The sequence below is a fragment of the Sphingomonas benefaciens genome, from assembly GCF_052907485.1.
Genome location: NZ_JBREIC010000002.1, coordinates 508,898 through 531,385, shown reverse-complemented (window position 1 = coordinate 531,385; position 22,488 = coordinate 508,898). Strand labels below are relative to the sequence as shown.

Here is a 22,488-nt window from a genome sequence, read left to right as displayed (position 1 = left end):
CCGGCGTGCCGGCATAGGCGGTGTCCGGTCAGTGCTTGCGCGGCACGAGATGCAGCAGGCCGACGATCGCCGCCCCCAAAGCGAGGCCGATCAGCGCGGAGGCGGCGGCGGTGATCAACCAGCCGGCGACGCCGCCGAGCGCGCCGAGCCCCGCCGCGACATGGTGCGCGGCGTCGTGCAGCGCATGCGGCAACGTGTCGAGGCCGAACGCCTCCAGCCCGTGCAGGATGATGCCGCCGCCGACCCATAGCATCGCCGCGGTGCCGATCACCGACAGCGCCGCCAGCACGCGCGGCATCGCCGCGACCAGCCCGCGGCCGAGCGCGCGCGTCGCCGGCCGTTCCGCCAGGTGCAGGCCGATATCGTCCATCTTCACGATCAGCGCGACGACGCCATAGACGCCGGCGGTGATCGCCACCGCGACCACGGCCAGCGCGATCGCCTGGTTGAGCAGCGTCTCGCCGCCCAGTTCGCCAAGCGCGATCGCCATGATCTCGCCCGACAGGATCAGGTCGGTGCGCACCGCGCCGGCGACCTGGCGATCCTCCAGCTCCTTGGGGTCGCTGATCGTCGCCGCGGCGTCGCCATGATGGCCGCCGGTCAGCGCGGCGATGATCTTCTCCGCGCCCTCGAACGACAGATAGGCGCCGCCCAGCATCAGGATCGGCGTGATCGCCCAGGGCGCCAGCGCGCTCAGCACCAGTGCCGCGGGCAGCAGGAACAGCAATTTGTTGCGAAGGGAGCCCTTGGCGATCTTCCAGATGATCGGCAGCTCGCGCGCCGGCGACAGGCCGGTGACATAGGTCGGCGTGACCGCGGTATCGTCGATCACCACGCCCGCCGCCTTGGCCCCCGCCCGCCCCGCCGCGCCGGCGACGTCGTCCAGGCTCGCCGCCGACAGCTTCGCCATCGCCGCGATATCGTCGAGCAGCGCCACCAATCCGCCGGGCATGTCCGTTCCCCTGTTGTCGCTGCGCCTCATGCCCGCCCGGGGCGGCGGTACGCAACCGCACGTGTGTTGCCGGATCGTTGCTGGCCGGAACTTAATCGCCCGCCCGAGGCATGACGCCGCTCGTCCGCCCCGCTAGAGCTGCGTCCATGACCGATCCGAACCTGCCCCAGCCCCCCCTCGCCGAACGGCGCCCGCACCGCTTCACCGCGCATGGCGTGACGGTCGAGGATCCCTATGCCTGGCTGAAGGACCCGAACTATCCCGAGGTCGGCGATCCCGAGGTGCTCGCCTATCTGGAGGCGGAGAACGCCTATTTCGAGGCGGTGATGGCGCCGCACCGGCCGCTGGTCGACCGGTTGTACGAAGAGATGAAGGGGCGGATCAAGGAAGACGAATCCTCGGTGCCGCAGAAGGACGGCGACTGGCTGTACTGGACCGCGTTCGAGACGGGCGGGCAATATCGCGTGTGGTGGCGCCGCCCGGTCGCCGGCGGCGACGACGAACTGCTGCTCGACGAGCCGGCGCTGGCGGCGGGCAAGGAGTATTTCCGGCTCGGCGCCTTTTCGGTGAGCAACGACGGCCGCTACCTGGCCTATGCGATCGACGACAACGGGTCGGAACGGTTCACCGTCCGCGTCAAGGATCTCGCCACCGGCGAGCATCTGCCCGAGGTGATCGAGGGCATGCTGTCCGACCTCGTCTGGACCAGCGACGATGCCGGCTTCCTCTACGGCCTCGCCAATGCGCAATGGCGGACGGACAATGCGCGCTTCCACCGGCTGCACACGCCGGTCGCCGACGACGTGCTGCTCTATCATGAGGCGGACGAGGGCTATCGCGTCGCCGTGGCCGAGACGAGCGACCGGCGCTGGCTGATCATCGGCACCGGCGACCATGTCACCAGCGAGGTGCGGCTGCTGCCCGCCGACAACCCCCATGCCGAACCGATCCTGGTCGCGCCCCGGCAGGAGGGCCGCGAATACGACGTCGACGCGCATGGCGACACGCTGTTCATCCACACCAACGACATCGATCCGATGTGGCGGCTGGTCACCGCACCGATCGCGAGTCCCGGCGCGTGGACCGAGCTGATCGCGCCCAATCCGCATTTCTACATGACCGGGGTCGAGTGCTTCCGCGACTTCTTCGTCGTCGAGGGGCGCGAGGACGGGCTCGATCGCATCGCCATCCACCGCTACGACGCGCCGACCGTCGCCGAACGGATTGATTTTCCGGAGGCGAGCTATGCCGCCGGTGTCGGCGACAATCCCGAATATGACATGACCGTGATCCGCATCGGCTATGAGTCGATGGTGACGCCCGGCACCGTCTACGATTACGACACCGCGACGCGGCAGCTGACGACGCTGAAGGTGCAGGAGATCCCGTCGGGCTATGACGGCGCGCGCTACCGCACGGAGCGGCTGACGATCACGGTGCGCGACGGCACGGCGGTGCCGGTGTCGATCGTCTATCCCGCGGGCTTCGTGCGCGACGGGTCGCGGCCGCTGTTCCTCTACGCCTATGGCGCCTATGGCTATGCGATCCCGCCGGGCTTCTCGACCGGCCGACTGAGCCTGCTCGACCGCGGCTTCGCCTATGCCATCGCGCATATCCGCGGCGGCGACGATCTCGGCCAGCAATGGTATCACGACGGCAAGCTGGACAAGCGCACCAACACGTTCAACGACTTCGTCGACGTCGCCAAGGGCCTGATCGAGCAGGGCTGGACCCGCGCCGGCCGGATCGCCACCGCGGGCCGCTCCGCCGGCGGCGAGCTGATGGGCGCGATCGTCAATTCCGATCCCGGGCTGTGGGGCGCGGTGATCGCCGACGTGCCGTTCGTCGACGTGCTCAACACGATGCTGGACGCCGACCTGCCGCTGACGCCGGGCGAATGGCCGGAATGGGGCAATCCGATCGAGGACAAGGCGGCGTTCGACCTGATCCGCAGCTACAGCCCCTACGACAATGTCGTCGCGCAGGATTATCCGCCGCTGTTCATCTCGGGCGGGCTCAACGATCCGCGCGTCACCTATTGGGAACCGGCAAAATGGGCGGCGAAGCTGCGCGCGACCAAGACCGACGACCATGTGCTTTTGCTCAAGACCAACATGGGGGCGGGCCACGGCGGCAAGTCGGGCCGCTTCGAATCGCTGCGCGAGGCGGCGGAGGAACATGCCTTCGTCCTCTGGCAGCTCGGCATAGAGGAATGACGCCACAGTGAGCATCGAGCAGCTGATCGCGCATTACGGCCTCGCCGCGCTGTTCGTCGGGGCGGCGGTGGAGGGCGAGACGGTAGTCGTCGCCGGCGGCCTCGCCGCGCATCAGGGGCTGCTGCCGCTCGCCGGCGCGATGGTGGCGACGGGCCTCGGCTCGTTCGCGGCGGACCAGGCCTGGTTCGCCTTCGGCCGCCGCTTCCGCAACCATCGCTGGGTCAAGCAGGCGCAGGCCAAGCCCGCCTTCGCCAAGGCGATGGACTGGCTGGAACGCTGGCCGGTCGGCTTCATCTTCGCCTTCCGCTTCATCTACGGTTTCCGCACCGTCAGCCCGATCGCGATCGGCACCACCAAGGTGCCGGCAAAGACCTTCGTCATCGTCAATGCCATATCGGCGGCGGTGTGGGCGGTGATCTTCACCGGCATCGGCTATCTGTTCGGCAATGCCTTCGAAAAGATGATCGGCAAGGTGAAGCCGCATCTGCCCTGGCTGATCGGCGGGCTGGTGCTGCTCGGCCTGAGCATCGCCGGCGTCCATTGGTGGCGCAGCCGGGCGCAAAAGGCATGAGCCGCTTCACCCTGTCCATCACCGCGAGCGCCGACGACATCGACGAGCTCGGCCACGTCAACAATGCGGTCTGGGTGCGCTGGATCCAGGAGATCGCCGTCGCGCATTGGGAAGCCGTGGCCCCGGCCGACCAGCGTGCGGCCTATGTCTGGGTCGTCACCCGCCACGAGATCGACTATCGTGGCAACGTCGTCGCGGGCGAGACGGTGACCGGCGAGACCTGGGTACCGGAACCGCCCAAGGGCGCGCGCTTCGACCGCCACGTCCGGTTCCTGGGCGCGGACGGGCGGGTCAAGGTGGAGGCGGTGACGACCTGGGCGTTGATCGACCGCACCACCGGTCGACTGCTGCGCGTCCGGCCGGAGATGGCGGCGCCGTTTCTGGGAGGGTGAGACGGCGACCGATCAATAATGGAACCGGCATTGCGCGATTTCGAGACTTTGCCCGGGCGCCTTGCCGTTCACCCGATAGACCAGCCGATCGTCCTGGGTCAGCCGGCGCGACCACCAGCCCGAAAGGTCGCCCCGCAGCGGCTCCGGGTTGCCTCTGCCCTTGAACGGGCTGCGCCGGCATTCGTGGATCAGGTCGTTCAGCCGTTCGAACGTCTTCGGATCGGCGGTGAGCCAGTGGTGGTATTGCTCCCAGGCAAGATCGGAAAAGACGAGCTTCACGCCTGTGCCCGCTCGATCAGCTCCCGTTCCTGGCCCTTGCCCGCATCGAGTTGCGCGATCGAATCGCGGAGGACGCGAGCATTGGCTGGCGTCGAGAGCAGATGCATCGTCTCCCGGATCGCGTTCCAGGCATCCAGCGACACCATGACGACCGGTTTGCCGTTCTTGCGCGTGACGACCACCTCCTCGTGATCGTCGACGACCTGATCCATCACGTCCTTCAGATTGGCGCGCGCATCGGTGTAGGTCACGACCTGCATGTCATCCTCCGTCCCCGCCATATGTACATCTTCTTGTACAGCCGCAACCGAGTCGGCGGCGTTCACCCGCTGTTGCGCAGCGCGGTCGCGATCGCGTTGATCGACAGCAGGATGCCCTCGGCGATGCGCGGATCGTCTTCGCCGGCGCGGTGACGCTTCATCAGTTCGATCTGCAGCAGGTTGAGCGGCTCGATATAGGGCAGGCGCAGGCGGATCGAGGCGTCGAGTGCGGGATGCTTCTCGAGCAGCCGGGTCTGGCCGGTCGCGTCGAGCAGGCCGTCGACGGTCCTCTGCCAGCCGTCGCGGATACGGCCGAAGATGTGGCCGCGCAGCCCCTCATCCTCCACCAGCTCGGCATAGTGGGCGGCGATGTCGATGTCCGACTTGGCCAGCACCATCTCCATGTTCGCCAGCGTCGAGGCGAACAGCGGCCAGCCTTGTGCCATGTCGCGCAGCAGCGCCTTGTCGGCGAAGGCGTCGAGCGCCTGGCCGACGCCGTACCAGCCGGGCAGCATCACCCGTGCCTGCGCCCAGCTGAACACCCAGGGGATGGCGCGCAGATCCTCGATCGCGTCGGATTTCTTGCGGCTGGCGGGGCGGCTGCCGATCTTCAGCCCGGCGATCTCGCCGATCGGCGTCATCTGGCGGAAGAAGGTGCGGAAGCCTTCGGTGCCGTAGACGAGGTCGCGATAGGCGTGGAAGGCGGTGTCGGACAGCGCATCCATCGCCGCGCCGAACTCCGCATTCTCGGCATTGGACAGCCGCGCCGGCTCCAGCGTCGCCAACAAGGTCGCCGAGGCCATCGCCTCGAGATTGGTCATCGCGCTGTCGCGGGTGCCATATTTGGCGGCGATCACCTCGCCCTGTTCGGTGATGCGGATGCGACCCTGCACCGTCCCGGGCGGCTGGGCGCGGATCGCGGCGAAGGACGAGCCGCCGCCGCGGCCGACCGCGCCGCCGCGGCCGTGGAACAATTGCATGCCGACGCCGGCCGCCTCGAACACCGGCTTCAGCGCGGTCGACGCCTTGGACAGCTGCCAGGTCGAGGTCAGATAGCCGCCGTCCTTGTTGCTGTCCGAATAGCCGATCATCACCTCCTGATGCCCCCGCCGGCTGGCGATCGTCGCGATCTCGGGAAGGGCGAACCAGTCGGTCATGATCGCCGGCGCCGCCTCGAGATCGCCGACGGTCTCGAACAGCGGCACCGCCATGATCGCGGCTTCGGGCCGATCGCCGCCGCGATAGAGGCCGACCTCCTTGAGCAGCAGATTGATCTCGAGCAGATCGGACACCGACTGCGCCATCGAGACGATATAATTGGTGATGCACGCCGGCCCGTATTTGGCATGCGCCTCCGCCGCGGCGAGGACGATCTGCAGCTCGCCATGGGTCTCGTCCGAATATTGCGTGAAGCGGCTGGCGAGCGGGCGCGGATGGGCGAGTTCGCGCCGCAGCAGGGCGACGCGGGCGGGTTCGTCGAGGGCGCCATAGTCCGCCTCGACGCCGGCGACCTTGAGCAGTTCGGCGACGACGCGTTCGTGCACCGCGCTGTTCTGGCGCAGGTCGAGCGTGGCGAGATGGAAGCCGAACGTCTCGACCGCGCGGATCAGCCGGCCGAGCGCGCCGCTGGATTTGAGCGTGCTGCCCTGCGACAGGCCGTGCGCCAGCGCGGCAAGGTCGGCGCGCAGCGCCTGAGGATCGGCATAGGGCTCGCCGTGCAGCCGGCCGGGCCGCGGCGCCGCCTTGCCGGTCAGCGCCTGATGCGTCGCCGCGAGCCGGGCGTAGATGCCGGACAGGGCGCGGCGATACGGCTCGTCGGCGCGGCTGGCGGCGGCATCGCCGCTCGCCTCCGCCAATGTGGCGACGCGCGCGTCGACCGCGGCATGTTCGGTCGAGATCGACAGTTCGGCGCCGAGCGCATGGACGGCGTCCATGTAGAAGACGAGCACCGTCTCGCAGGCGCGTCCGAGCGCGGTGCGCAGCGATTCGGCGGTGACGAAGGGATTGCCGTCGCGGTCGCCGCCGATCCAGCTGCCGGGACGCAGGAAGCTCGGCACGCGCTCTCCGAACGCCCGGTCCCACCGTTGGTAGAGCGCCGGGATCGTCGGCAGGAAGACGTCGCGCAGATAGCTCAGCGCCGTCTCCACCTCGTCGGTGACGTACAATCGCTCGCGGCGCAGCACGCGCGTCTGCCACAGCAGCGCGATCTGGCGGGCGATGGCGTCGTCGACCCGGTCGCCGTCGGGCGTCTCCTCGGCGCCGGCATCCTTCAGCCGCATCAGCTCGGCGATGCGGTTGCGGTGGTCGATCATGCTCTTGCGCCGCACCTCCGTCGGATGGGCGGTGAGCACCGGCGCGACCAGCGCGTGGGCGAGCAGGTCGAGCACGGCGGCGCGGTCGATCCCCTCGTCCGCCAGCGTGGCGAGCGCGGAGGCGACGTCGGCGCCCGCCTCGGCGGCGATGCCCTGGCGGTCCTCGGCGAGGTTCGCCAGCATCGAGAAGAGCATGAAGCCACGGACGAAATCGAGCGTCTCGTCGAGGCCGAGGCCGGTGAGCAGCGCCTGGATGGCGTCGCCGTCGCCGCCGTCGCGATGCCGCTCCACCGAGGCGCGGCGGATCGCCTCGGTCGCCTCGAACAGGGCATCGCCGCCATAGCCGCGGATCACGTCGCCGAGCGTGGCGCCGAGGAAGCGCACGTCGGGGTTGTTGGCGATCGGCGGCAGGGAGGAGGAACTGGCCATGGCGCGATGCTGCGCTGCGGCGAGGGTCGGGTCAACCGCTAGCGCGCTGCTCCCGCTGCGGATTCCGTTCTGCCCGGCGGCGCGATGCGGACGGAAGGTCGCAAAGGTCGCACTCCCGCGGCGCTCCGCCCGGTCGGCGGCCGCCCGATCAGCGGCGGGTCGGACCGGCGTTGCCGGCGATGTTGCTGACCGTGTCGCCGATCACCGAATCGGCGGGCGATCCGCTGCCGGCTTCGCGCTTGTCGCGGGCGGCCCGCCAGGCGGCTTCCTCTTCGGAGGTGACGGTGCCGTCGTGGTTGAGGTCCATCTGATCGAAGCGCTTGAGCGTGCCCTCGCTCCATTCGATCTGGCTGACCGCGCCGTCGCCGTTGCGGTCGAGCGTCATGATGCGGCTGCCGCGGCGGGGCAGCTCGTCGGCGGTCAGCCGGTCGTCGGCATTGCGGTCGAGCGTGCGGAAGCGGCGTTCCATCGCGCCGGCGAAGTCGACGCGACTGGTCACCGCCGGCGGCACGAAGCCCGCCGCGCTGGCATTGGCGTCGGCCTGCGCCACCTTTTCCGCGCGATTGCCACAGCCGGCCAATACGGCGCCTAGCGCCGCCGCCATCACCCACGCTGCCCGCATTGTGCCTCCCGTTACGCTTCCAGCTCAACGTCCCAATAGAGCCAGTCGTGCCATGTGTCGTGGAGATAGTTGGGCGGAAAGGCGCGGCCGTGTTCCTGCAATTGCCAGTTGGTCGGCCGGATCGGTTCGACGTAGAGCGGCATATGCGCCTGTTTCGGCGTCCGCCCGCCCTTCTTGAGGTTGCACGGCGCGCAGGCGGTGACGACATTCTCCCACGTCGTCCGCCCGCCCTGCGCGCGCGGCACGACATGGTCGAAGGTGAGATCGCGGCCGATGCCGCAATATTGGCAGGCGAAACGGTCGCGCAGGAACAGGTTGAAGCGGGTGAAGGCGGGGAATTGCGAAGGTCGCACATATTGCTTGAGCGCGATGACCGACGGCAGCTTGATCGCCGAGGTCGGGCTGCGCACCTCGCGCTCGTAATGGGCGACGATGTCGACCCGGTCGAGGAACACCGCCTTGATCGCGGTCTGCCACGGCCAGACGCTCAATGGATAATAGGACAGCGGCGTATAGTCCGCATTCAAGACCAACGCCGGGCAACTGTCCGGGTGGCGGATCAGATCGGGATGAAACACGGCTCCTCCCTCGGGGTCTTGCCCGCGGACCGTGTCGTCCACGAGGATGACGCCGGTATGACAGCACGGCCCATGATTCGCGGTCAAGCCCGTTGCGTCGCCGTCCGGCGATCCGCCCGATGATGCCGACCACCCGTTTCGCGCCCTCGCCGACCGGGCCGCTACATCTCGGCCACGCCTTTTCGGCGTTGCAGGCGCATGATCGCGCGCGCGCCGCCGGCGGCCGCTTCCTGCTGCGCATTGAGGATATCGACGGCACGCGCAGCCGCGAGGCGCATGTCGCGGGCATCCTCGACGATCTGGCGTGGCTGGGCATCGCCTGGGACGGGCCGGTGGTGCGCCAGTCGCAGCGACTCGACCGCTACGAGGCGGCGCTCGACCGGCTGCGCGCCGCCGGGCTGCTCTATCCGTGTTTCTGCACGCGGGCCGACATCGCGCGCGAGGTGGCCGACAGCGCCAGCGCACCGCACCACGGCCCGGACGGCCCGCGCTATCCCGGCATCTGCCGGCATCTGTCGCCGGACGAGGCCGCCGCGCGGGTCGCGGCGGGCGTGCCGCATGCCTGGCGACTCGCGATCGACGCGGCGGTGGCGGCGGCGGGTCCGCTCACCTGGCAGGACGCGACCGCGGGCCGGCAGGTCGCCGACCCGGCGGCGTTCGGCGACGTCGTGCTGGCGCGCAAGGACGCGCCGGCCAGCTATCATCTGGCGGTGACCGTCGACGATGCCGCGCAGGGCGTGACCGAGGTGGTGCGGGGGATCGACCTGTTCGCGGCGACCGACGTCCATCGCCTGCTGCAGGCGCTGCTCGACCTGCCGACGCCCGCCTATCGCCACCACCCCCTGCTGCTCGGCCCCGACGGCGCGCGGCTCGCCAAGCGCCACGGCGCCCCGACACTGGCCGCGTTGCGGCAGGCCGGGGAGGACGGCCGGGCGCTCGCCGAGACGCTGCGCCGCGGCGATCTTCCCACTGGATTTGTCGCGGCAAATTCCTAAGTTATCGTCATGAACACCTTCCTCGCCATCCTGCTGGTCGCGGCGATGATCGCCACCCTTGTCGCGCTGGTCCGGGGCATCATCGCCTTTCTGCAGGAATCGACCGATCAGGTGAGGAACGGCGAGGGACCGAGCGCCGCCTCGCTCAAGTCGAACAAGATGATGCAGATGCGCATCTTCTTTCAGGCGCTGGCGATCATGATCGTGGTGCTGATCCTGTTCCTCGCCGGCCGGACGTGAGGCGCGGGCGCGCCAGCACCCCACGCTGATGGTCCGCCTCAACAAGATCTATACGCGCACCGGCGACGCCGGCACGACCGGCCTGGTCGACGGATCGCGCGTGTCCAAGGCGGAGCCGCTGATGGCGGCGATCGGCGACGTCGACGAGGCGAACAGCGCGATCGGCGTCGCCATCGCGGCGCTGGCGGGACAGGCGCCGGCGGCGACGCTGCTGGCGATCCAGAACGACCTGTTCGATTGCGGCGCCGATCTCGCCACGCCGCCCGGCATCGACGGCGCGCTGCGCATCGTATCCGCACAGGTGGCGCGGCTGGAGACGGCGATCGACGCGCTCAACGCCGATCTGACGCCGCTGACCAGCTTCGTCCTGCCCGGCGGCCATGCCGGCGCCGCCGCCCTGCATCTCGCCCGCGCGATCACCCGCCGCGCCGAGCGCAGTGCGGTCGCCGCGCAGGCCGGGGCGGAGGTGCTGGCCTATCTCAACCGGCTGTCCGATTATCTGTTCGTCGCCGCGCGCTGGGTGAACGGGCGCGGCGCCGACGACGTGCTATGGGTGCCGGGTAGCGGGGGGTAGGCCCGCCCCCTCCTCGCGCCCCGGGGAGGCACCGATCGACGGTACGGTTCCGCGCGCGTGGCGATCGCCATGCAACCTTCCGTCGCCTCGAACAGTTTGATCTGGATCGCAGATGCCAGCGGGAAAAGGGGGCGTCGATGCTCAATGTCGCGCCTGTCGCCGCGCCGCTTGCCGATCGTTTCGCGAAGGTGCGGGCGCTGAGCCTCGCGCTGGCCGCGCCCTTGTCCGACGCCGATGCCACCGTCCAGTCGATGCCCGACGCATCGCCGACCAAATGGCATCTCGCCCACACCACCTGGTTCTTCGAGACCTTCGTGCTGCGCGACCATGTCGCCGGCTATCGGCTGCACGACGAGCGCTGGCCGTTCCTGTTCAACAGCTATTATGAGGCGGAGGGGCGTCGCCATGCCCGCCATCGCCGCGGCATGGTCACCCGGCCGACGCTGGACGAGGTGCGCGCCTATCGCGCCCATGTCGATGCGGCGCTGCTGGCGGCGCTGCCCGACCTGCCGGCGGCGGCGCAGGAGCTGGTCGCGCTCGGCTGCCACCACGAGGAGCAGCATCAGGAGCTGCTGGTCACCGACATCCTCCACCTCTTCTCCGAAAACCCGCTCGAGCCGGCGCTCTGGCCCGCCCCGCCCAAGGTGCCGGTGGCAATGCCGGGGCCGATCGGCTGGATCGACCATCCCGGCGGCGTCGTCGGGGTCGGCCATGGCGGCACCGGCTTCGCCTTCGATTGCGAGGGACCGCGCCACCAGGCGCTGCTGCAGCCGCATGCCATCGCCGACCGGACGGTGACCAACGGCGAATGGGCGGCGTTCATCGCCGACGGCGGCTATCGCGACGCGCGCCACTGGCTGTCGGACGGCTGGGCCTGGGTGAAGGCGGAAGGAATCAGCGCGCCGCTCTATTGGGAAGAGCGCGACGGCGGCTGGACGCGCTTCGGGCTGGACGGTCGCCGCCCGATCGATCCCGCCGCACCGGTGACGCACGTCAGCTTCTTCGAGGCGGATGCCTATGCCAGCTGGGCGGGCGTGCGGCTGCCGACCGAATTCGAATGGGAAGCGGCCGCGGCGGCGCACGATTCCGCCGGCGGCAACCAGATGGACACGGCCGGCCCGGTCGAGCCGCGGCCGGCGGCGCGCGGCCCAGCCTTCTTCGGCGACATCTGGCAATGGACGGGCAGCGCCTATCGCCCCTATCCGGGCTTCCACCCCGCCGAGGGCGCGGTCGGCGAATACAATGGCAAGTTCATGAGCGGCCAGTTCGTGCTGCGCGGCGGCAGCTGTGCGACGCCGCGCGGCCATACGCGCGCCTGCTACCGCAATTTCTTCTACCCGCACCAGCGGTGGCAATTCACCGGCGTGCGGCTCGCCAAAGACATCTGACGTACCGCTCGCGACGGCCCGGCGGCAGACCGGACGCGTGGGCCCACAGGAGCGACGACCCCAATGCTCAAGCCCGAGATCGAGGACGGCCAGGCCAGCCTGGCGGACCCACAATTCCGCGCCGACGTCCTCGCCGGGCTGGAACGCCGCCCGCGCGCCATTCCGGCACGCTGGTTCTACGACCGGCGCGGATCGGAACTGTTCGAGGCGATCACCGATCTGCCCGAATATTATCCGACGCGGACCGAGACGCAGATCCTGCGCGACCATTGCCCCGACGTCGCGAAGATCGTCGGCCATGGCCGCGCGGTGGTCGAATTCGGCTCGGGCTCGTCGACCAAGACGCCGGTGCTGCTGCGCTGCGTGTCGCCGCGCGCCTATGTGCCGATCGACATCTCCGGCGACTTCCTGCGCGATTCGGCGCGCGCCCTGTCGGCGGGCTTCCCCGACCTGACCGTGCTGCCGTTCGAAGCCGATTTCATGCGGCCGCTGACCCTGCCCGCCGAAATCGCCGACATGCCCAAGCTCGGCTTCTTTCCCGGCTCGACGATCGGCAACATGATCCCGCTGATGGCGGTCGACCTGCTGCGCGCGATGCGCATGTCGCTCGGCCTCGGCGCGATGCTGCTGATCGGCATGGACCGGATCAAGGACGAGCAGACGCTGGTCCGCGCCTATGACGATGCCGCCGGCGTCACCGCCGCGTTCAACATGAACCTGCTCGACCGGATCAACCGCGAGCTGGACGGCACGATCCCGGTCGACGCCTTCCGCCACGTCGCGCGCTGGAACGACGATCGCGCGCGGATCGAGATGCATCTTGAGGCGGTGCGCGACGCCGCCTTCACCGTCGACGGCCGCCCCTTCGCGATCGAGGCGGGCGAGACGATCCACACTGAGAACAGCCACAAATACGGGCCGCGCGACGCGCGCATCCTGCTGCGCAGCGGCGGCTGGACGCCGATCGGCGAATGGACCGACCCCGAGGGCAAGTTCGGCCTCTACCTAGCGGAGGCGCAGGCCGAACGGCCCGCGCCCTGATCGCTCAGCGGGTCAGCACCCGCGCCCGCCACGTCGTGATGAAGTTCGGATTGCCGCGGCATTCGCCCATGTCGCTCTGCTCGACCAGGCGATAGCGGCGGCCGTCCCAGGCGAGGCGCTGCGCCGACCCGCAATCGCCGAGGCCGCGGCCCTTGGCATAGCTGGTCAGCAGGTTGCCGTCGAAGCTGCCGTTGATCACGCTGTGCACCGGCGTCTCGCTGTCGGCGCCGGTCGCGTCAAAGCCGACCGCGGCGTCGACCGCGGCGGGCGTGACCGTCGATCCGGCGACGACGAACAGCGCACCGATGACGTTATAGGCACCCGCCGAACAGGGCAGCACGACGAGCAGGCGGCCGTCTGGCGCGGCGGCGACATCCGGTGTCGCATCGATGCCGTCGCCGAGCTCGCAGCGCGCGATGCGGTTCATCGTGGCGATGACGGCTGCGGGCAGCGTCGCCTTCGACGGGATCAGCGGTTGCGCGACGACCAGCGGCAGCGCCGGAGCCGGCGGCACGGCGCTGGCCGGCCCCCGCGCGACGGTGGCGCTGGTCGTGCCCGCGCGGTGCTGCGCCGCATCGATGTAGCGCAAGGCCGCGGACGCGCCCTTCAGCGAGACGGTGCCGCCCGGCAGGCGCAATTGCCGGCCGTTGACCATCGCCGCGGCGAGCGCGTCGGCGTCGGCGCCGAGATCGCGGCCGTCGATGGTGAAGCGGGGCGCGGCGGGGCGCGGCTGTGCGTCGGTGGCGCCTTCGCCGAGGTCGGCGTGGTAACGCCCCGCCGGCCCCGCATCGCGGGTCAGCGCGAGCGTCGGGCCGCTGCCGAAGCCGGTGTCGGGCAGTAGCGACGCCATCGTGCAGGCGAGGCCATTGTCACAGCCGACGGTCCAATCGCCGAAGGTCTTGAGCGCGCCCGGCCGGGGCGTGACCTTGCTGTCCGCCGTGGCCGCGGCTGCGGTGGCAGCGGGGGCCGGCCTGGCGGTCGGGCTCGGCGCCGACTGGCGGTCGTGCTGCGGCGCGCGCGAGCAGGCGGCGAGCAGCAGCAGCGCGATCGGGGCGGCACGGGTCATTGCGGCTGCGATCCTTCTGCGGATGGGGTGGCGAGGGCCGAACGCCGCAAGGCGGCGCGCAGCACCACGACGCAGACGATGAGGCCGACCAGCATCGCCGGCACCGACGCCTCCGGTCCGAAAGCACCCCCGCTCAGCCAGTCGGCACTGCCGGCGACGGGGGCGCTGACGAACAGACTGCCGCTGTCGGCCGTGCCCGATACGCGGGCGCCGAAGATCGAGCCCTGCGCGATGTTCCATGCCGCATGGACGCCCACCGCCATCCAGATGCGGCCGGTGAGCAGATAGAAAGCGGCGAGCATCAGCCCCGCCTCTACCGCGATCGCAACCGCCGCGGTCAGCGTCGCATGGGGATTGCCGAGGTGCATCAGCCCGAACAGCGCCGCCGACAGCGCGAGCGCCGCCCACAGGCCGAAGCCGCGCATCAGCAGCCGGAAGACGATCAGCCGCAGCAGCAGCTCCTCTCCAAAGCCGACGCGCAGCATGCCGGCGATGTCGCTCGCCCAATCGGTCCAGTCGCCCGCCGCCAGCGTATAGACGCCGGCGAGTCGCAGGATGGTGAAGACCAGGGCGAACATGCCGGCGCCGACGGCGAGGCCGAGCAGGAGCTCGGGCAGCGCGACACGGGGTGCCAGCTCGTCGGGCACCCGCCGCTCACCCCAGCGCACCGCGGCGGCATAGGCGAGATAGGCGATCAGCGTCAGCACGGGACGGATCACCTCCGGCCCGACGCCGGGCAGGCGCAGCCAGCCCGGATAGAGCAGCAGCGTCGCGACGACGAACAGCAGCACCATCCAGCCGAGCGCCCGCAACCAGCGCCAGCGCCCCGGTCGCAACACCCCCGCATCGCCCAACGTGATCATCATCGTCTCCCACCCTCACGGCCAGCGTAACCGGGTGGCGGCGGCGGCGAAAGCCGCTAGAGGAACGGCAAAAGGAGAGCCAAGCATGCAGACGGTGGGTGTGATCGGCGCGGGTCAGATGGGCGCCGGCATCGCGCAGGTGAGCGCGGCGGCGGGCTATGACGTGCTGCTGACCGACGTGTCGCAGGCGCGCGCGGAGGCCGGCAAGGCGGGCATCGCCAAGCAGCTGCAGCGCCAGGTCGACAAGGAGAAGATCGACGCCGCGACCCGCGACGCCATCCTCGGCCGGATCGCGGCGGTGGAAGGCACCGGCGGCATGGGCGGCTGCGACCTGATCGTCGAGGCGGCGACGGAGCGCGAGGAGATCAAGCGCGCGATCTTCGCCGACGTCGGCCGCGTGCTGAAGAGCGACGCGATCCTCGCCTCCAACACCTCGTCGATCCCGATCACCCGGCTGGCGCAGGCGACGCCCGATCCGGCGCGCTTCATCGGCGTGCATTTCTTCAATCCCGTGCCGGTGATGGGCCTGATCGAGATCATCCGCGGCCTCGCCACCTCGGACGCGACCGTCGCGGCGATCGAAGCCTATGCGACCACGCTCGGCAAGCAGGTGGTGCGTGCCAACGACGCACCGGGCTTCATCGTCAATCGCGTGCTGATGCCGTTCATCAACGAGGCGGTGTTCGCGCTGGGCGAGGGCGTGGCGACGATCCGCGACATCGATCTCGGCTGCCAATTGGGCCTCAACCATCCGATGGGGCCGTTGACGCTGGCCGACTTCATCGGGCTCGACACCTGTCTCGAGATCACCCGCGTGTTGTTCGAAGGCACCGGCGACCCCAAGTTCCGACCGGCGCCGCTGCTGGTGAAATATGTCGAGGCCGGCTGGTACGGCCGCAAGACCGGCCGCGGCTTTTACGACTATAGCGGGTCCGAGCCGGTCCCGACGCGTTGAGCGGACGCGCGGTGGCGACCGCCGCGCGGTCGAACGAGGAGCAGCAGGCATGAGCCTGGACGACACGATCGTCGAGACGCCGGAAGGGCCGATGACCTTCCGCGAATGGAAGAAGAAGAATCCGGTGCAGCTGCCGTCGCGGCGCACCAAGGGCAAGGACCTGCCCAACAAGGTCAAGACGCGCACCGGCGAATGAACCGCATGCCCTTCCGCCGGCGGGAGGGTCCGGTCAGCGCCGGCGCAGCACCAGCCAATAGGTCAGCGACAGGATGGCGACGAACGGCACGCCGTAGAGCAGCGTCGCGCCGAAGGCGGCGGTGAACGGCGTCATCGCCAGCACGGCGACGATCCCCGTCAGCCCGGCAAGACTGGTCCAGGGATAGCCCCACATGCGGAAGGCGGCGGGCGCGCCGGCGCGGGCGCGGAAGGCGAGATGCGTGGCGAAGATCATGCCCCAGGTGAACAGCGCACCGAACACCGATACCGCGATCATCACCGCCAGCGCGCTGTCTGGCGTCGCGGCGTAGATGGCGGCGGCCACCGCAATGCCGCTGCCCGACATCAGCAGCGCGCGCACCGGCACGCCGCGCGCATCGACCCGGGCGAAGCCGCGCGGCGCGAGGCCGCGTTCGGCCAGGCTGAACACCATCCGGCTCGCGGTATAGATCTGGCTGTTCATCGCCGACAGCGCGGCGATCAGCACCACGGCGTTGATCGCCCCCGCGGCGAAGGGCACGCCGGTCGCCGCCATCACCGTGACGAACGGGCTGGTCGCGGTACCGGCCTGCGTCCACGGCACGATCGCCAGCATCACCGCCAGGCTGCCGAGATAGAAGAGCGCGAGCCGCAGCATCGTCGCGCGAAAGGCGCGGACGATGGCGCGCTCCGGCTCCGCCGCCTCGCCCGCCGCGACCGCGATCATCTCGATGCTGATATAGCTGAACAGCGCGACGATCACCGCCTGCGCCATGCCCCACCAGCCGTTGGGCAGCAGCCCGCCGTGGCCGGCATAGGTGGCGAGCGCGGCGCCGCCGCCGGCGCGGGCGATCACCGCGATGCCGCCGGCGACGAACAGCAGGATCGCCGCGACCTTGATCGCCGAGAAGACGTATTCGACCGCACCGAAGGCGCGTACGCTGGCCAGATTGACGATCAGCAGCGCCGCGGAGAAGCCGAGGATCCAGACCAGCCCCGGCACGCCCGGCGCCCAATAGCGCATGTAGATGGCGACCGCGGTCACCTCCGTCCCCACCGCCAGCACGTTGGCGAACAGATAAGCGTAGCGGACGAGAAAGCCGGCATAGTCGCCGAGATAGCGTTCGGCGAACAGGCCGAAGGCGCCGGTGGCCGGATCGGCGACGGTCATTTCCGCCAGGCAGCCCATCAGCGCGAGCGTGATCGCGCCACCGATCGCATAGCTGAGCAACACCGCCGGCCCGGCGAGCTGGATGGCGAAGCCGCTGCCCAGGAACAGGCCGGTGCCGACCGCGCCACCAATCGCGATCATCGCCAGCTGCCCGGCGCCGAGCGCGCGGCGCAGGCCGGGGGTGGTGCCGGTCAGCGGAGCGGCCAGCGGATCAGCCGATCAGCAGGCCGGCGAGCGCCGCCGACATCAGATTGGCGAGGCTGCCCGCCGCCAGCGCGCGCAGGCCGAGCCGCGCGATCGTCGGCCGCTGGTTGGGGGCGAGGCTGCCGGTCACCGCCATCTGGATCGCGATCGACGAGAAATTGGCGAAGCCGCACAGGGCGAAGGTGATCACCGCGATGGTATGCGGGCTGAGCTGCGCCGACTGTTTGCCCAGATCGATATAGGCGACGAATTCGTTGAGCACGATCTTCTCGCCGAACAGACCGCCGGCGATCCCCGCCTCGTTCCACGGCACGTTGAGCAGGAACATCACCGGCTGGAAGACATAGCCGAGCAGCCCCTGGAAGCTCAGCTCGGGATGGCCGAACAGGCTGCCGATGCCGCCGAGCAGACCGTTGGCGAGCGCGACCAGCGCGACGAAGGCCAGCACCATCGCGCCGACCGCCACCGCGAGCCGCACGCCGGTCTGCGCCCCCTGCGCCGCCGCCATGATGAGGTTGGCGGGCTTTTCCTCGTCGTGCGTCGCATCGGGCAGCGGCTCGCCCGGCGTCCCTTCGGGCAGCAGCGCGGCGGGGCCGCGACCGCTGACCCGCCCCTCCGCCAAGGCGATGACGCGGTCCTCGTCGGGCACGTCGCCGAGCGGCAGCTCGCCGTCGCGGGGGGCGCGCGTATCCGGCATGATGATCTTCGCCATCAGGATGCCGCCCGGCGCCGCCATGAAGCTGGCGGCGAGCAGATAGTCGATGCTGATCCCCATCGACGCATAAGCGGCAAGGATGGTGCCCGCGACGCCGGCCATGCCGCTGGTCATCACGGTGAACACCTGCGGCGGGGTCAGGCCGGCGAGATAGGGGCGGATGACCAGCGGGCTCTCGCTCTGGCCGACGAAGATGTTGGCGGCGGCGCACAGGCTTTCGACCTTGCTGGTGCCGACCACCTTCTCGATCGCGCCGCCGAGCCAGCGCACCACGAACTGCATGATGCCGAGGTAATAGAGGATCGACACCAGGCTGGCGAAGAAGATGATCACCGGCAGCGCCGCGATCGCGAAGCTCTGGCCGCCGACGGTCGGGCTGGCGAGATTGCCGAACAGGAACTCCGTCCCCTTCTGCGAATAGCCGAGCAGCGCCGCAACGCCGGCCGAGGCGCCGGCGAGCGCGGCGCGCCCCGGCAACCAGTAGAGCACGACCGTCGCGATCAGCGCCTGCAGCGCAAAGGCGGCGCCGACCACCCGCAGCCGGATCGCGCGCCGGTCGGCCGACAAGGCGAAGGCGATGCCGAGGATGACGAGAATGCCGGCAAGGCCGATCAGGATACGATTCATGAAGCGTCCGCAGATGGTGAAGGGACGCGGCCCCCCGGCAGCGTCGATCCACCATACACGTGCTTTTTCCGGGGGCTAGGGGGAAGTGGCAGCCCGGTCCCGCCGCGCCGCACGGGATTGCGGGGACTTTGCCCGTGTGACGAAACCCGCTAGCGTCGGCGCGATGGACACCCAGCCGCGCGGCATCGCGCCCTCGCTCTTCGCGCTCTCGATCTTCTACGGCGGCATGGTCTGCATCGCCGGCGTGCTGGGCAACAAGCAGGTCGCGCTCGGCCCCCTCGCGGTGGAAGCGGGGATCTTCGCCTTCCTGCTGCTCGTCGTCACCTCGAGCGCGATCGCCGAGCTGCACGGGCGCGGCGTCGCCAACCGGCTGGTCCAGGTCGGATTCGTACCGCTGCTCGTCTCGCTGCTGTTGTCGTGGATCGTCTGGATGCTGCCGCCGTCACCGGCGATGCTGCCGGCGAACCGCGACGCGATCCAGCTGATCCTGGGCTCGACCTGGCGGATCTGGCTGGGCGGGATCGTCGCCTATGGCGTGTCGCAGACGCTCAACGTCACGATCTTTGCGGCGCTGAAGGGCCGGGAAGGCAGCCGCCTGCTGTGGCTGCGCGCCGCCATCTCCAGCATGCTCAGCCAGGTGGTCGACACCTTGCTGTTCGTCACCATCGCCTTTTACGGCGAATTCCCGATCGGCCCGCTGATCGTCGGTCAGATGATCGCCAAGGTGACGCTGTCGGCGATCCTGGTGCCGCCGCTGATCTATCTGTTCGTCGGCCTCGGCAAGCGGATGGATGCCAGGGCCTGATCCGCTCCTCCGCATGCCGCGGCCAGACGAACGCCGGTGTCCGAAGCCAAGACGGTCGCGCATCCGGATTCCCGCCTGTGCCGGAACGACGGGGATGGCCCCTCCCGCGCGGGACCGCTAAAGGCGCGGCCATGACCGACTCCCCCTCCCGCGCGGCGCTGCTCGCCAAGGCCGAGACGCTGACCGAGGCGCTGCCTTATCTGCAGCGCTATGCCGGCAAGACCTTCGTGGTGAAATACGGCGGCCATGCGATGGGCGATCCCGAGCTGGCGCGCGACTTTGCCGAGGATGTCGTGCTGCTCAAGGCGGTCGGCATCAATCCGGTCGTCGTCCATGGCGGCGGCCCGCAGATCGGCGCGATGCTGAAGCGGCTGGGCGTCGAGTCGCGCTTCGTCGACGGGCTGCGCGTCACCGACCGCGAAACCGCGGACATCGCCGAAATGGTGCTGGCCGGATCGATCAACAAGGAAATCGTCGCCTGGATCGGTAAGGCCGGCGGCCGCGCGGTCGGCATCTCCGGCAAGGACGCCGCGCTGGTCACCGCCGCCAAGGTCGGCCGCGACGCGCCCGACCGGCTGCAGGGCGTCGAGCGCCACGTCGACCTCGGCTTCGTCGGCGAGCCGGTCGCGGTCGACCGCACGATCATCGACCAGTTGTCGGCCAGCGGCATCATCCCGGTGATCGCGCCGATCGCGATGGGCGTCGACGGCGAGACCTACAATATCAACGCCGACACGATGGCGGGCGCGATCGCCGGGGCGCTCGGCGCGGCGCGCTTCTTCCTGCTGACCGACGTCGCCGGCGTGCTCGACAAGGCGGGCGCGCTGCTCACCGATCTCGACGCCGCACGCATCGCCCGGCTGAAGGCCGAGGGCACGATCTCCGGCGGGATGATCCCCAAGGTCGACACCTGCGTCGCCGCGGTCGAGGCGGGCGTCGACGCGGCGGTGATCATCGACGGCCGCGTCCCCCATGCGATGCTGCTGGAGATCTTCACCAGCGCCGGTGCCGGCACGTTGGTCCACGCCTGACCCCGGCCAAGGCGCCGATCAGCCGCGCCATCGGGCGCCCGTCCGTCGCGTCCGTCGCTCCGGCGATCGTAACGGGGTCGACTTGATCGGCATGTAGCGCCACCCATGTTGCAGCGCAGCAACACAGGTCGAGCATCATGCCCTTCCTTGCCAGCCCCGGCCGTTTCCTGTGGCATTATGTCGCGGTGCGGCCGTGGATGTTCCTTGGCCTGGCGACGCTGGTCGCTGCCGCCTCGATCGGTTCGGTCGGGGTGCAATATGCGATGAAGCTGCTGGTCGACGCGATGACCAGCGGGCGCGAGGCGCGCGCCCATGTCTATGAGGCGCTGGCCGGCTTCGTCGGGCTGGTGGTGCTGGAAAGCGCGCTGCAACGTGCCGCCGCGCTGACGCTCGGCCACGCCACCGTCGTCTCGGGCGTCGGCATCCGGCTCGACATGGTCGACTATCTGACCGGGCATCAGCTGCAGTTCTTCCAGAGCCAGCGTGCGGGCTCGCTCGGTCACCGCATTTCCGGTCTCGCCGGCATCTTCGGTGCGCTGATCCACCGGCTGCTGCAGGAGGTCACGCCGCCGCTGATCGCCTTCGCCGGCGCGATCCTGATCTTCGTGTCGATCGACGCGCGGATGGCGATCGCGCTGGGCGCGATCTTCCTGGCGGTGACTGCGACGCTGGTGCTGCTCGGCCTGAAGGGTCATATCCACCATCGCGAATTCGCCGAACGCGCCGGCGTGGTCGGTGGCGAACTGGTCGATCTGATCGGCAACATCTGGGTGGTGAAGGCCTTTGCCGCCCGCCGGCGCGAACTCGACCGGCTGCGCGACTTCCTGCACGAGGAAGCGGCGGCGCAGCGGCGCGGCTGGTTCTTCGTCGAGCACATGCGCGCGCTGCACGACGCGGCGCTGGCCATCCTGGTCGGCGGCACGCTGATCTGGGCGATCGGCCGCTGGTCGGCGGGCGCCATCTCCACCGGCGACGTGGTCGTGATCAGCACGATGACGTTCCGCATCCTGCACGGTTCGCGCGACCTCGCCATGGCGCTGATCGATACCAGCCAGCAATTCAGCTATCTGCGCGAGACGCTCGACATCATCGGCGTGCCGCAGGCGATCGCCGACGCGCCGGACGCGGTGCGGCTGCGCCGCGGCGAGGGCAGCGTCACGCTGCGCCACGTCACCTTCGGCTACGATCCGCGTCGCCCAGTGCTGCACGATCTGTCGCTCGACGTGCCGGCGGGGCAGAAGGTCGGCATCGTCGGCCCGTCGGGGGCGGGCAAGTCGTCGATCCTGCAGCTCGTCCAGCGCTTCTACGATCCGCAGGGCGGCAGCGTGCTGGTCGACGGCCAGGCGATCGACGCGGTGACGCTCGACAGCCTCAGCGATGCGCTGGCGGTGGTGCCGCAGGAGGTGCTGCTGTTCCACCGCACGGTGATGGAGAACATCCGCTTCGCCCGGCCGGAGGCGAGCGACGAGGAGGTGCATCGCGCCGCCGAAGCGGCGGGCTGCGACGATTTCATCCGCCATCTGCCGCACGGCTATGACAGTATCGTCGGCGAGCGCGGCACCAGCCTGTCCGGCGGCCAGCGGCAGCGGATCGGCATCGCCCGCGCATTCCTGAAGGACGCGCGCATCGTGCTGCTCGACGAGGCGACCAGCGCGCTCGACACCGAATCGGAGCTGGAGGTGCAGCGCGGGCTGGAGGCGCTGATGGCCGGTCGCACCGTGCTGGCGGTGGCGCACCGGCTGTCGACGATCGCCGGCTTCGACCGCGTCCTTGTCGTCGAGGCGGGGCGGATCGTCGAGGACGGGCCGCCGCAGGCGCTGCTGGCACGGCCTGACGGCGCCTTCCGCGCGCTGTGGACCCGGCAGGCGGAGGGACTGGAACAGTCGCGGCAACGCGGGCTGCTGCGCTTCCCGGCTACCGCCGGGTCGCGGCTGATCGGCGAGCGGGTGCAGGCGGCATGGCGGCGCGCGCGGGCCCGCTGAGCGCGGTCGCGCGCGATGCCGGCGT

23 protein-coding genes are annotated in these 22,488 nt (G+C 69.9%); 13 read left to right on the top strand and 10 right to left on the bottom strand.

What is annotated here, in order from left to right; all coding sequences use genetic code 11:
• Positions 1 to 28 precede the first annotated feature (28 nt).
• A complete protein-coding gene (locus tag ACU5AX_RS10925; protein ID WP_446690904.1) occupies positions 29 to 952 on the bottom strand; it encodes a DUF808 domain-containing protein in 924 nt (307 codons plus the stop codon).
• Positions 953 to 1,098: 146 nt separating this feature from the next.
• Here ACU5AX_RS10925 and ACU5AX_RS10920 point away from each other — a divergent pair, with 146 nt between their 5' ends.
• The 3 genes from ACU5AX_RS10920 to ACU5AX_RS10910 are packed head-to-tail and all read left to right on the top strand — an operon-like array spanning position 1,099 to position 4,131.
• Entirely contained in the window at positions 1,099 to 3,168 is a 2,070-nt protein-coding gene (locus ACU5AX_RS10920; RefSeq protein WP_446690903.1) for a S9 family peptidase, read from the top strand.
• Between the two features lie 7 nt (positions 3,169 to 3,175).
• The gene (locus ACU5AX_RS10915; protein ID WP_446690902.1) at positions 3,176 to 3,739 is read left to right on the top strand and encodes a DedA family protein; all 564 of its coding nucleotides are present in this window, start codon (positions 3,176 to 3,178) and stop codon (positions 3,737 to 3,739) included.
• The gene (locus tag ACU5AX_RS10910; protein ID WP_446690901.1) at positions 3,736 to 4,131 is read left to right on the top strand and encodes an acyl-CoA thioesterase; all 396 of its coding nucleotides are present in this window, start codon (positions 3,736 to 3,738) and stop codon (positions 4,129 to 4,131) included. Before ACU5AX_RS10915 ends, ACU5AX_RS10910 begins: the two co-directional genes overlap by 4 nt.
• A 12-nt stretch (positions 4,132 to 4,143) precedes the next feature.
• Here the strand turns inward: ACU5AX_RS10910 and ACU5AX_RS10905 are convergent, their stop codons facing one another.
• From ACU5AX_RS10905 to ACU5AX_RS10885, 5 genes are all read right to left on the bottom strand, one after another.
• The gene (locus tag ACU5AX_RS10905; RefSeq protein WP_446690900.1) at positions 4,144 to 4,410 is read right to left on the bottom strand and encodes a Txe/YoeB family addiction module toxin; all 267 of its coding nucleotides are present in this window, start codon (positions 4,408 to 4,410) and stop codon (positions 4,144 to 4,146) included.
• Positions 4,407 to 4,670, bottom strand: coding sequence for a type II toxin-antitoxin system Phd/YefM family antitoxin (locus ACU5AX_RS10900; RefSeq protein WP_446690899.1), 264 nt, complete (start codon positions 4,668 to 4,670; stop codon positions 4,407 to 4,409). The genes ACU5AX_RS10905 and ACU5AX_RS10900 overlap by 4 nt, the downstream gene beginning before the upstream one ends.
• 62 nt (positions 4,671 to 4,732) lie before the next feature.
• Positions 4,733 to 7,411 carry a phosphoenolpyruvate carboxylase gene (ppc, locus tag ACU5AX_RS10895; protein ID WP_446690898.1) on the bottom strand — a complete coding sequence of 893 codons (2,679 nt, stop codon included), beginning with the start codon at positions 7,409 to 7,411 and terminating at the stop codon, positions 4,733 to 4,735.
• A gap of 148 nt (positions 7,412 to 7,559) precedes the next feature.
• Complete coding sequence (locus ACU5AX_RS10890; RefSeq protein WP_446690897.1) at positions 7,560 to 8,033, bottom strand: hypothetical protein; 474 nt, start codon at positions 8,031 to 8,033, stop codon at positions 7,560 to 7,562.
• 11 nt (positions 8,034 to 8,044) lie between these two features.
• Positions 8,045 to 8,611 carry an HNH endonuclease gene (locus ACU5AX_RS10885; RefSeq protein WP_198353911.1) on the bottom strand — a complete coding sequence of 189 codons (567 nt, stop codon included), beginning with the start codon at positions 8,609 to 8,611 and terminating at the stop codon, positions 8,045 to 8,047.
• A gap of 119 nt (positions 8,612 to 8,730) precedes the next feature.
• On the opposite strand from ACU5AX_RS10885, the gene gluQRS reads away from it, so the two are divergent.
• From gluQRS to egtD, 5 genes are all read left to right on the top strand, one after another.
• Entirely contained in the window at positions 8,731 to 9,606 is an 876-nt protein-coding gene (gene gluQRS, locus ACU5AX_RS10880) for a tRNA glutamyl-Q(34) synthetase GluQRS (RefSeq protein WP_446690896.1), read from the top strand.
• 9 nt (positions 9,607 to 9,615) lie between these two features.
• Complete coding sequence (locus ACU5AX_RS10875) at positions 9,616 to 9,846, top strand: twin transmembrane helix small protein (protein ID WP_198353909.1); 231 nt, start codon at positions 9,616 to 9,618, stop codon at positions 9,844 to 9,846.
• 28 nt (positions 9,847 to 9,874) lie between these two features.
• Positions 9,875 to 10,420, top strand: coding sequence for a cob(I)yrinic acid a,c-diamide adenosyltransferase (locus tag ACU5AX_RS10870; RefSeq protein ID WP_446690895.1), 546 nt, complete (start codon positions 9,875 to 9,877; stop codon positions 10,418 to 10,420).
• A gap of 137 nt (positions 10,421 to 10,557) precedes the next feature.
• Positions 10,558 to 11,808: an ergothioneine biosynthesis protein EgtB gene (egtB, locus tag ACU5AX_RS10865; RefSeq protein ID WP_446690894.1), complete on the top strand. Its 1,251-nt coding sequence runs from the start codon at positions 10,558 to 10,560 to the stop codon at positions 11,806 to 11,808.
• A 63-nt stretch (positions 11,809 to 11,871) separates the two neighbouring features.
• Complete coding sequence (egtD, locus tag ACU5AX_RS10860; protein WP_446690893.1) at positions 11,872 to 12,849, top strand: L-histidine N(alpha)-methyltransferase; 978 nt, start codon at positions 11,872 to 11,874, stop codon at positions 12,847 to 12,849.
• Positions 12,850 to 12,853: 4 nt separating this feature from the next.
• Here egtD and ACU5AX_RS10855 read toward each other — a convergent pair whose 3' ends face one another.
• Together ACU5AX_RS10855 and ACU5AX_RS10850 are read right to left on the bottom strand one after the other, a co-directional pair.
• Entirely contained in the window at positions 12,854 to 13,915 is a 1,062-nt protein-coding gene (locus tag ACU5AX_RS10855) for a DUF1176 domain-containing protein (RefSeq protein ID WP_446690892.1), read from the bottom strand.
• Positions 13,912 to 14,781, bottom strand: coding sequence for a CPBP family intramembrane glutamic endopeptidase (locus ACU5AX_RS10850; protein WP_446690891.1), 870 nt, complete (start codon positions 14,779 to 14,781; stop codon positions 13,912 to 13,914). The genes ACU5AX_RS10855 and ACU5AX_RS10850 overlap by 4 nt, the downstream gene beginning before the upstream one ends.
• 82 nt (positions 14,782 to 14,863) lie before the next feature.
• Here ACU5AX_RS10850 and ACU5AX_RS10845 point away from each other — a divergent pair, with 82 nt between their 5' ends.
• Positions 14,864 to 15,733, top strand: a complete 870-nt coding sequence (locus ACU5AX_RS10845) for a 3-hydroxybutyryl-CoA dehydrogenase (RefSeq protein WP_446690890.1) — start codon at positions 14,864 to 14,866, stop codon at positions 15,731 to 15,733.
• A gap of 49 nt (positions 15,734 to 15,782) precedes the next feature.
• Positions 15,783 to 15,929 (top strand): hypothetical protein, encoded by a 147-nt coding sequence (locus ACU5AX_RS10840; RefSeq protein WP_198353903.1) that lies wholly within the window; start codon positions 15,783 to 15,785, stop codon positions 15,927 to 15,929.
• A 33-nt stretch (positions 15,930 to 15,962) separates the two neighbouring features.
• On the opposite strand, the gene ACU5AX_RS10835 is transcribed toward ACU5AX_RS10840, so the two are convergent.
• Positions 15,963 to 17,240: an amino acid permease gene (locus tag ACU5AX_RS10835; RefSeq protein ID WP_446690889.1), complete on the bottom strand. Its 1,278-nt coding sequence runs from the start codon at positions 17,238 to 17,240 to the stop codon at positions 15,963 to 15,965.
• 70 nt (positions 17,241 to 17,310) lie between these two features.
• Positions 17,311 to 18,645 carry a NupC/NupG family nucleoside CNT transporter gene (locus tag ACU5AX_RS10830; protein ID WP_446690888.1) on the bottom strand — a complete coding sequence of 445 codons (1,335 nt, stop codon included), beginning with the start codon at positions 18,643 to 18,645 and terminating at the stop codon, positions 17,311 to 17,313.
• A gap of 163 nt (positions 18,646 to 18,808) precedes the next feature.
• Here ACU5AX_RS10830 and ACU5AX_RS10825 point away from each other — a divergent pair, with 163 nt between their 5' ends.
• From ACU5AX_RS10825 to ACU5AX_RS10815, 3 genes are all read left to right on the top strand, one after another.
• Positions 18,809 to 19,450: a queuosine precursor transporter gene (locus ACU5AX_RS10825; protein WP_446690959.1), complete on the top strand. Its 642-nt coding sequence runs from the start codon at positions 18,809 to 18,811 to the stop codon at positions 19,448 to 19,450.
• A 131-nt stretch (positions 19,451 to 19,581) separates the two neighbouring features.
• Entirely contained in the window at positions 19,582 to 20,481 is a 900-nt protein-coding gene (gene argB, locus ACU5AX_RS10820; protein ID WP_446690887.1) for an acetylglutamate kinase, read from the top strand.
• A 137-nt stretch (positions 20,482 to 20,618) separates the two neighbouring features.
• Positions 20,619 to 22,463 (top strand): ABC transporter ATP-binding protein, encoded by a 1,845-nt coding sequence (locus ACU5AX_RS10815; RefSeq protein WP_446690886.1) that lies wholly within the window; start codon positions 20,619 to 20,621, stop codon positions 22,461 to 22,463.
• Positions 22,464 to 22,488 lie beyond the last annotated feature (25 nt).

Coding starts and splice junctions, on each gene's coding strand:
- ACU5AX_RS10920 (WP_446690903.1), top strand. CDS start 1,099: ATGACCGATCCGAACCTGCCCCAGCCCCCCCTCGCCGAACGGCGCCCG.
- ACU5AX_RS10925 (WP_446690904.1), bottom strand. CDS start 952: ATGCCCGGCGGATTGGTGGCGCTGCTCGACGATATCGCGGCGATGGCG.
- ACU5AX_RS10890 (WP_446690897.1), bottom strand. CDS start 8,033: ATGCGGGCAGCGTGGGTGATGGCGGCGGCGCTAGGCGCCGTATTGGCC.
- ACU5AX_RS10875 (WP_198353909.1), top strand. CDS start 9,616: ATGAACACCTTCCTCGCCATCCTGCTGGTCGCGGCGATGATCGCCACC.
- gluQRS (WP_446690896.1), top strand. CDS start 8,731: ATGATGCCGACCACCCGTTTCGCGCCCTCGCCGACCGGGCCGCTACAT.
- ACU5AX_RS10825 (WP_446690959.1), top strand. CDS start 18,809: ATGGACACCCAGCCGCGCGGCATCGCGCCCTCGCTCTTCGCGCTCTCG.
- egtB (WP_446690894.1), top strand. CDS start 10,558: ATGCTCAATGTCGCGCCTGTCGCCGCGCCGCTTGCCGATCGTTTCGCG.
- egtD (WP_446690893.1), top strand. CDS start 11,872: ATGCTCAAGCCCGAGATCGAGGACGGCCAGGCCAGCCTGGCGGACCCA.
- ACU5AX_RS10870 (WP_446690895.1), top strand. CDS start 9,875: ATGGTCCGCCTCAACAAGATCTATACGCGCACCGGCGACGCCGGCACG.
- ACU5AX_RS10835 (WP_446690889.1), bottom strand. CDS start 17,240: ATGATCGCGATTGGTGGCGCGGTCGGCACCGGCCTGTTCCTGGGCAGC.
- ACU5AX_RS10900 (WP_446690899.1), bottom strand. CDS start 4,670: ATGCAGGTCGTGACCTACACCGATGCGCGCGCCAATCTGAAGGACGTG.
- ACU5AX_RS10830 (WP_446690888.1), bottom strand. CDS start 18,645: ATGAATCGTATCCTGATCGGCCTTGCCGGCATTCTCGTCATCCTCGGC.
- argB (WP_446690887.1), top strand. CDS start 19,582: ATGACCGACTCCCCCTCCCGCGCGGCGCTGCTCGCCAAGGCCGAGACG.
- ppc (WP_446690898.1), bottom strand. CDS start 7,411: ATGGCCAGTTCCTCCTCCCTGCCGCCGATCGCCAACAACCCCGACGTG.
- ACU5AX_RS10815 (WP_446690886.1), top strand. CDS start 20,619: ATGCCCTTCCTTGCCAGCCCCGGCCGTTTCCTGTGGCATTATGTCGCG.
- ACU5AX_RS10855 (WP_446690892.1), bottom strand. CDS start 13,915: ATGACCCGTGCCGCCCCGATCGCGCTGCTGCTGCTCGCCGCCTGCTCG.
- ACU5AX_RS10840 (WP_198353903.1), top strand. CDS start 15,783: ATGAGCCTGGACGACACGATCGTCGAGACGCCGGAAGGGCCGATGACC.
- ACU5AX_RS10850 (WP_446690891.1), bottom strand. CDS start 14,781: ATGATGATCACGTTGGGCGATGCGGGGGTGTTGCGACCGGGGCGCTGG.
- ACU5AX_RS10845 (WP_446690890.1), top strand. CDS start 14,864: ATGCAGACGGTGGGTGTGATCGGCGCGGGTCAGATGGGCGCCGGCATC.
- ACU5AX_RS10910 (WP_446690901.1), top strand. CDS start 3,736: ATGAGCCGCTTCACCCTGTCCATCACCGCGAGCGCCGACGACATCGAC.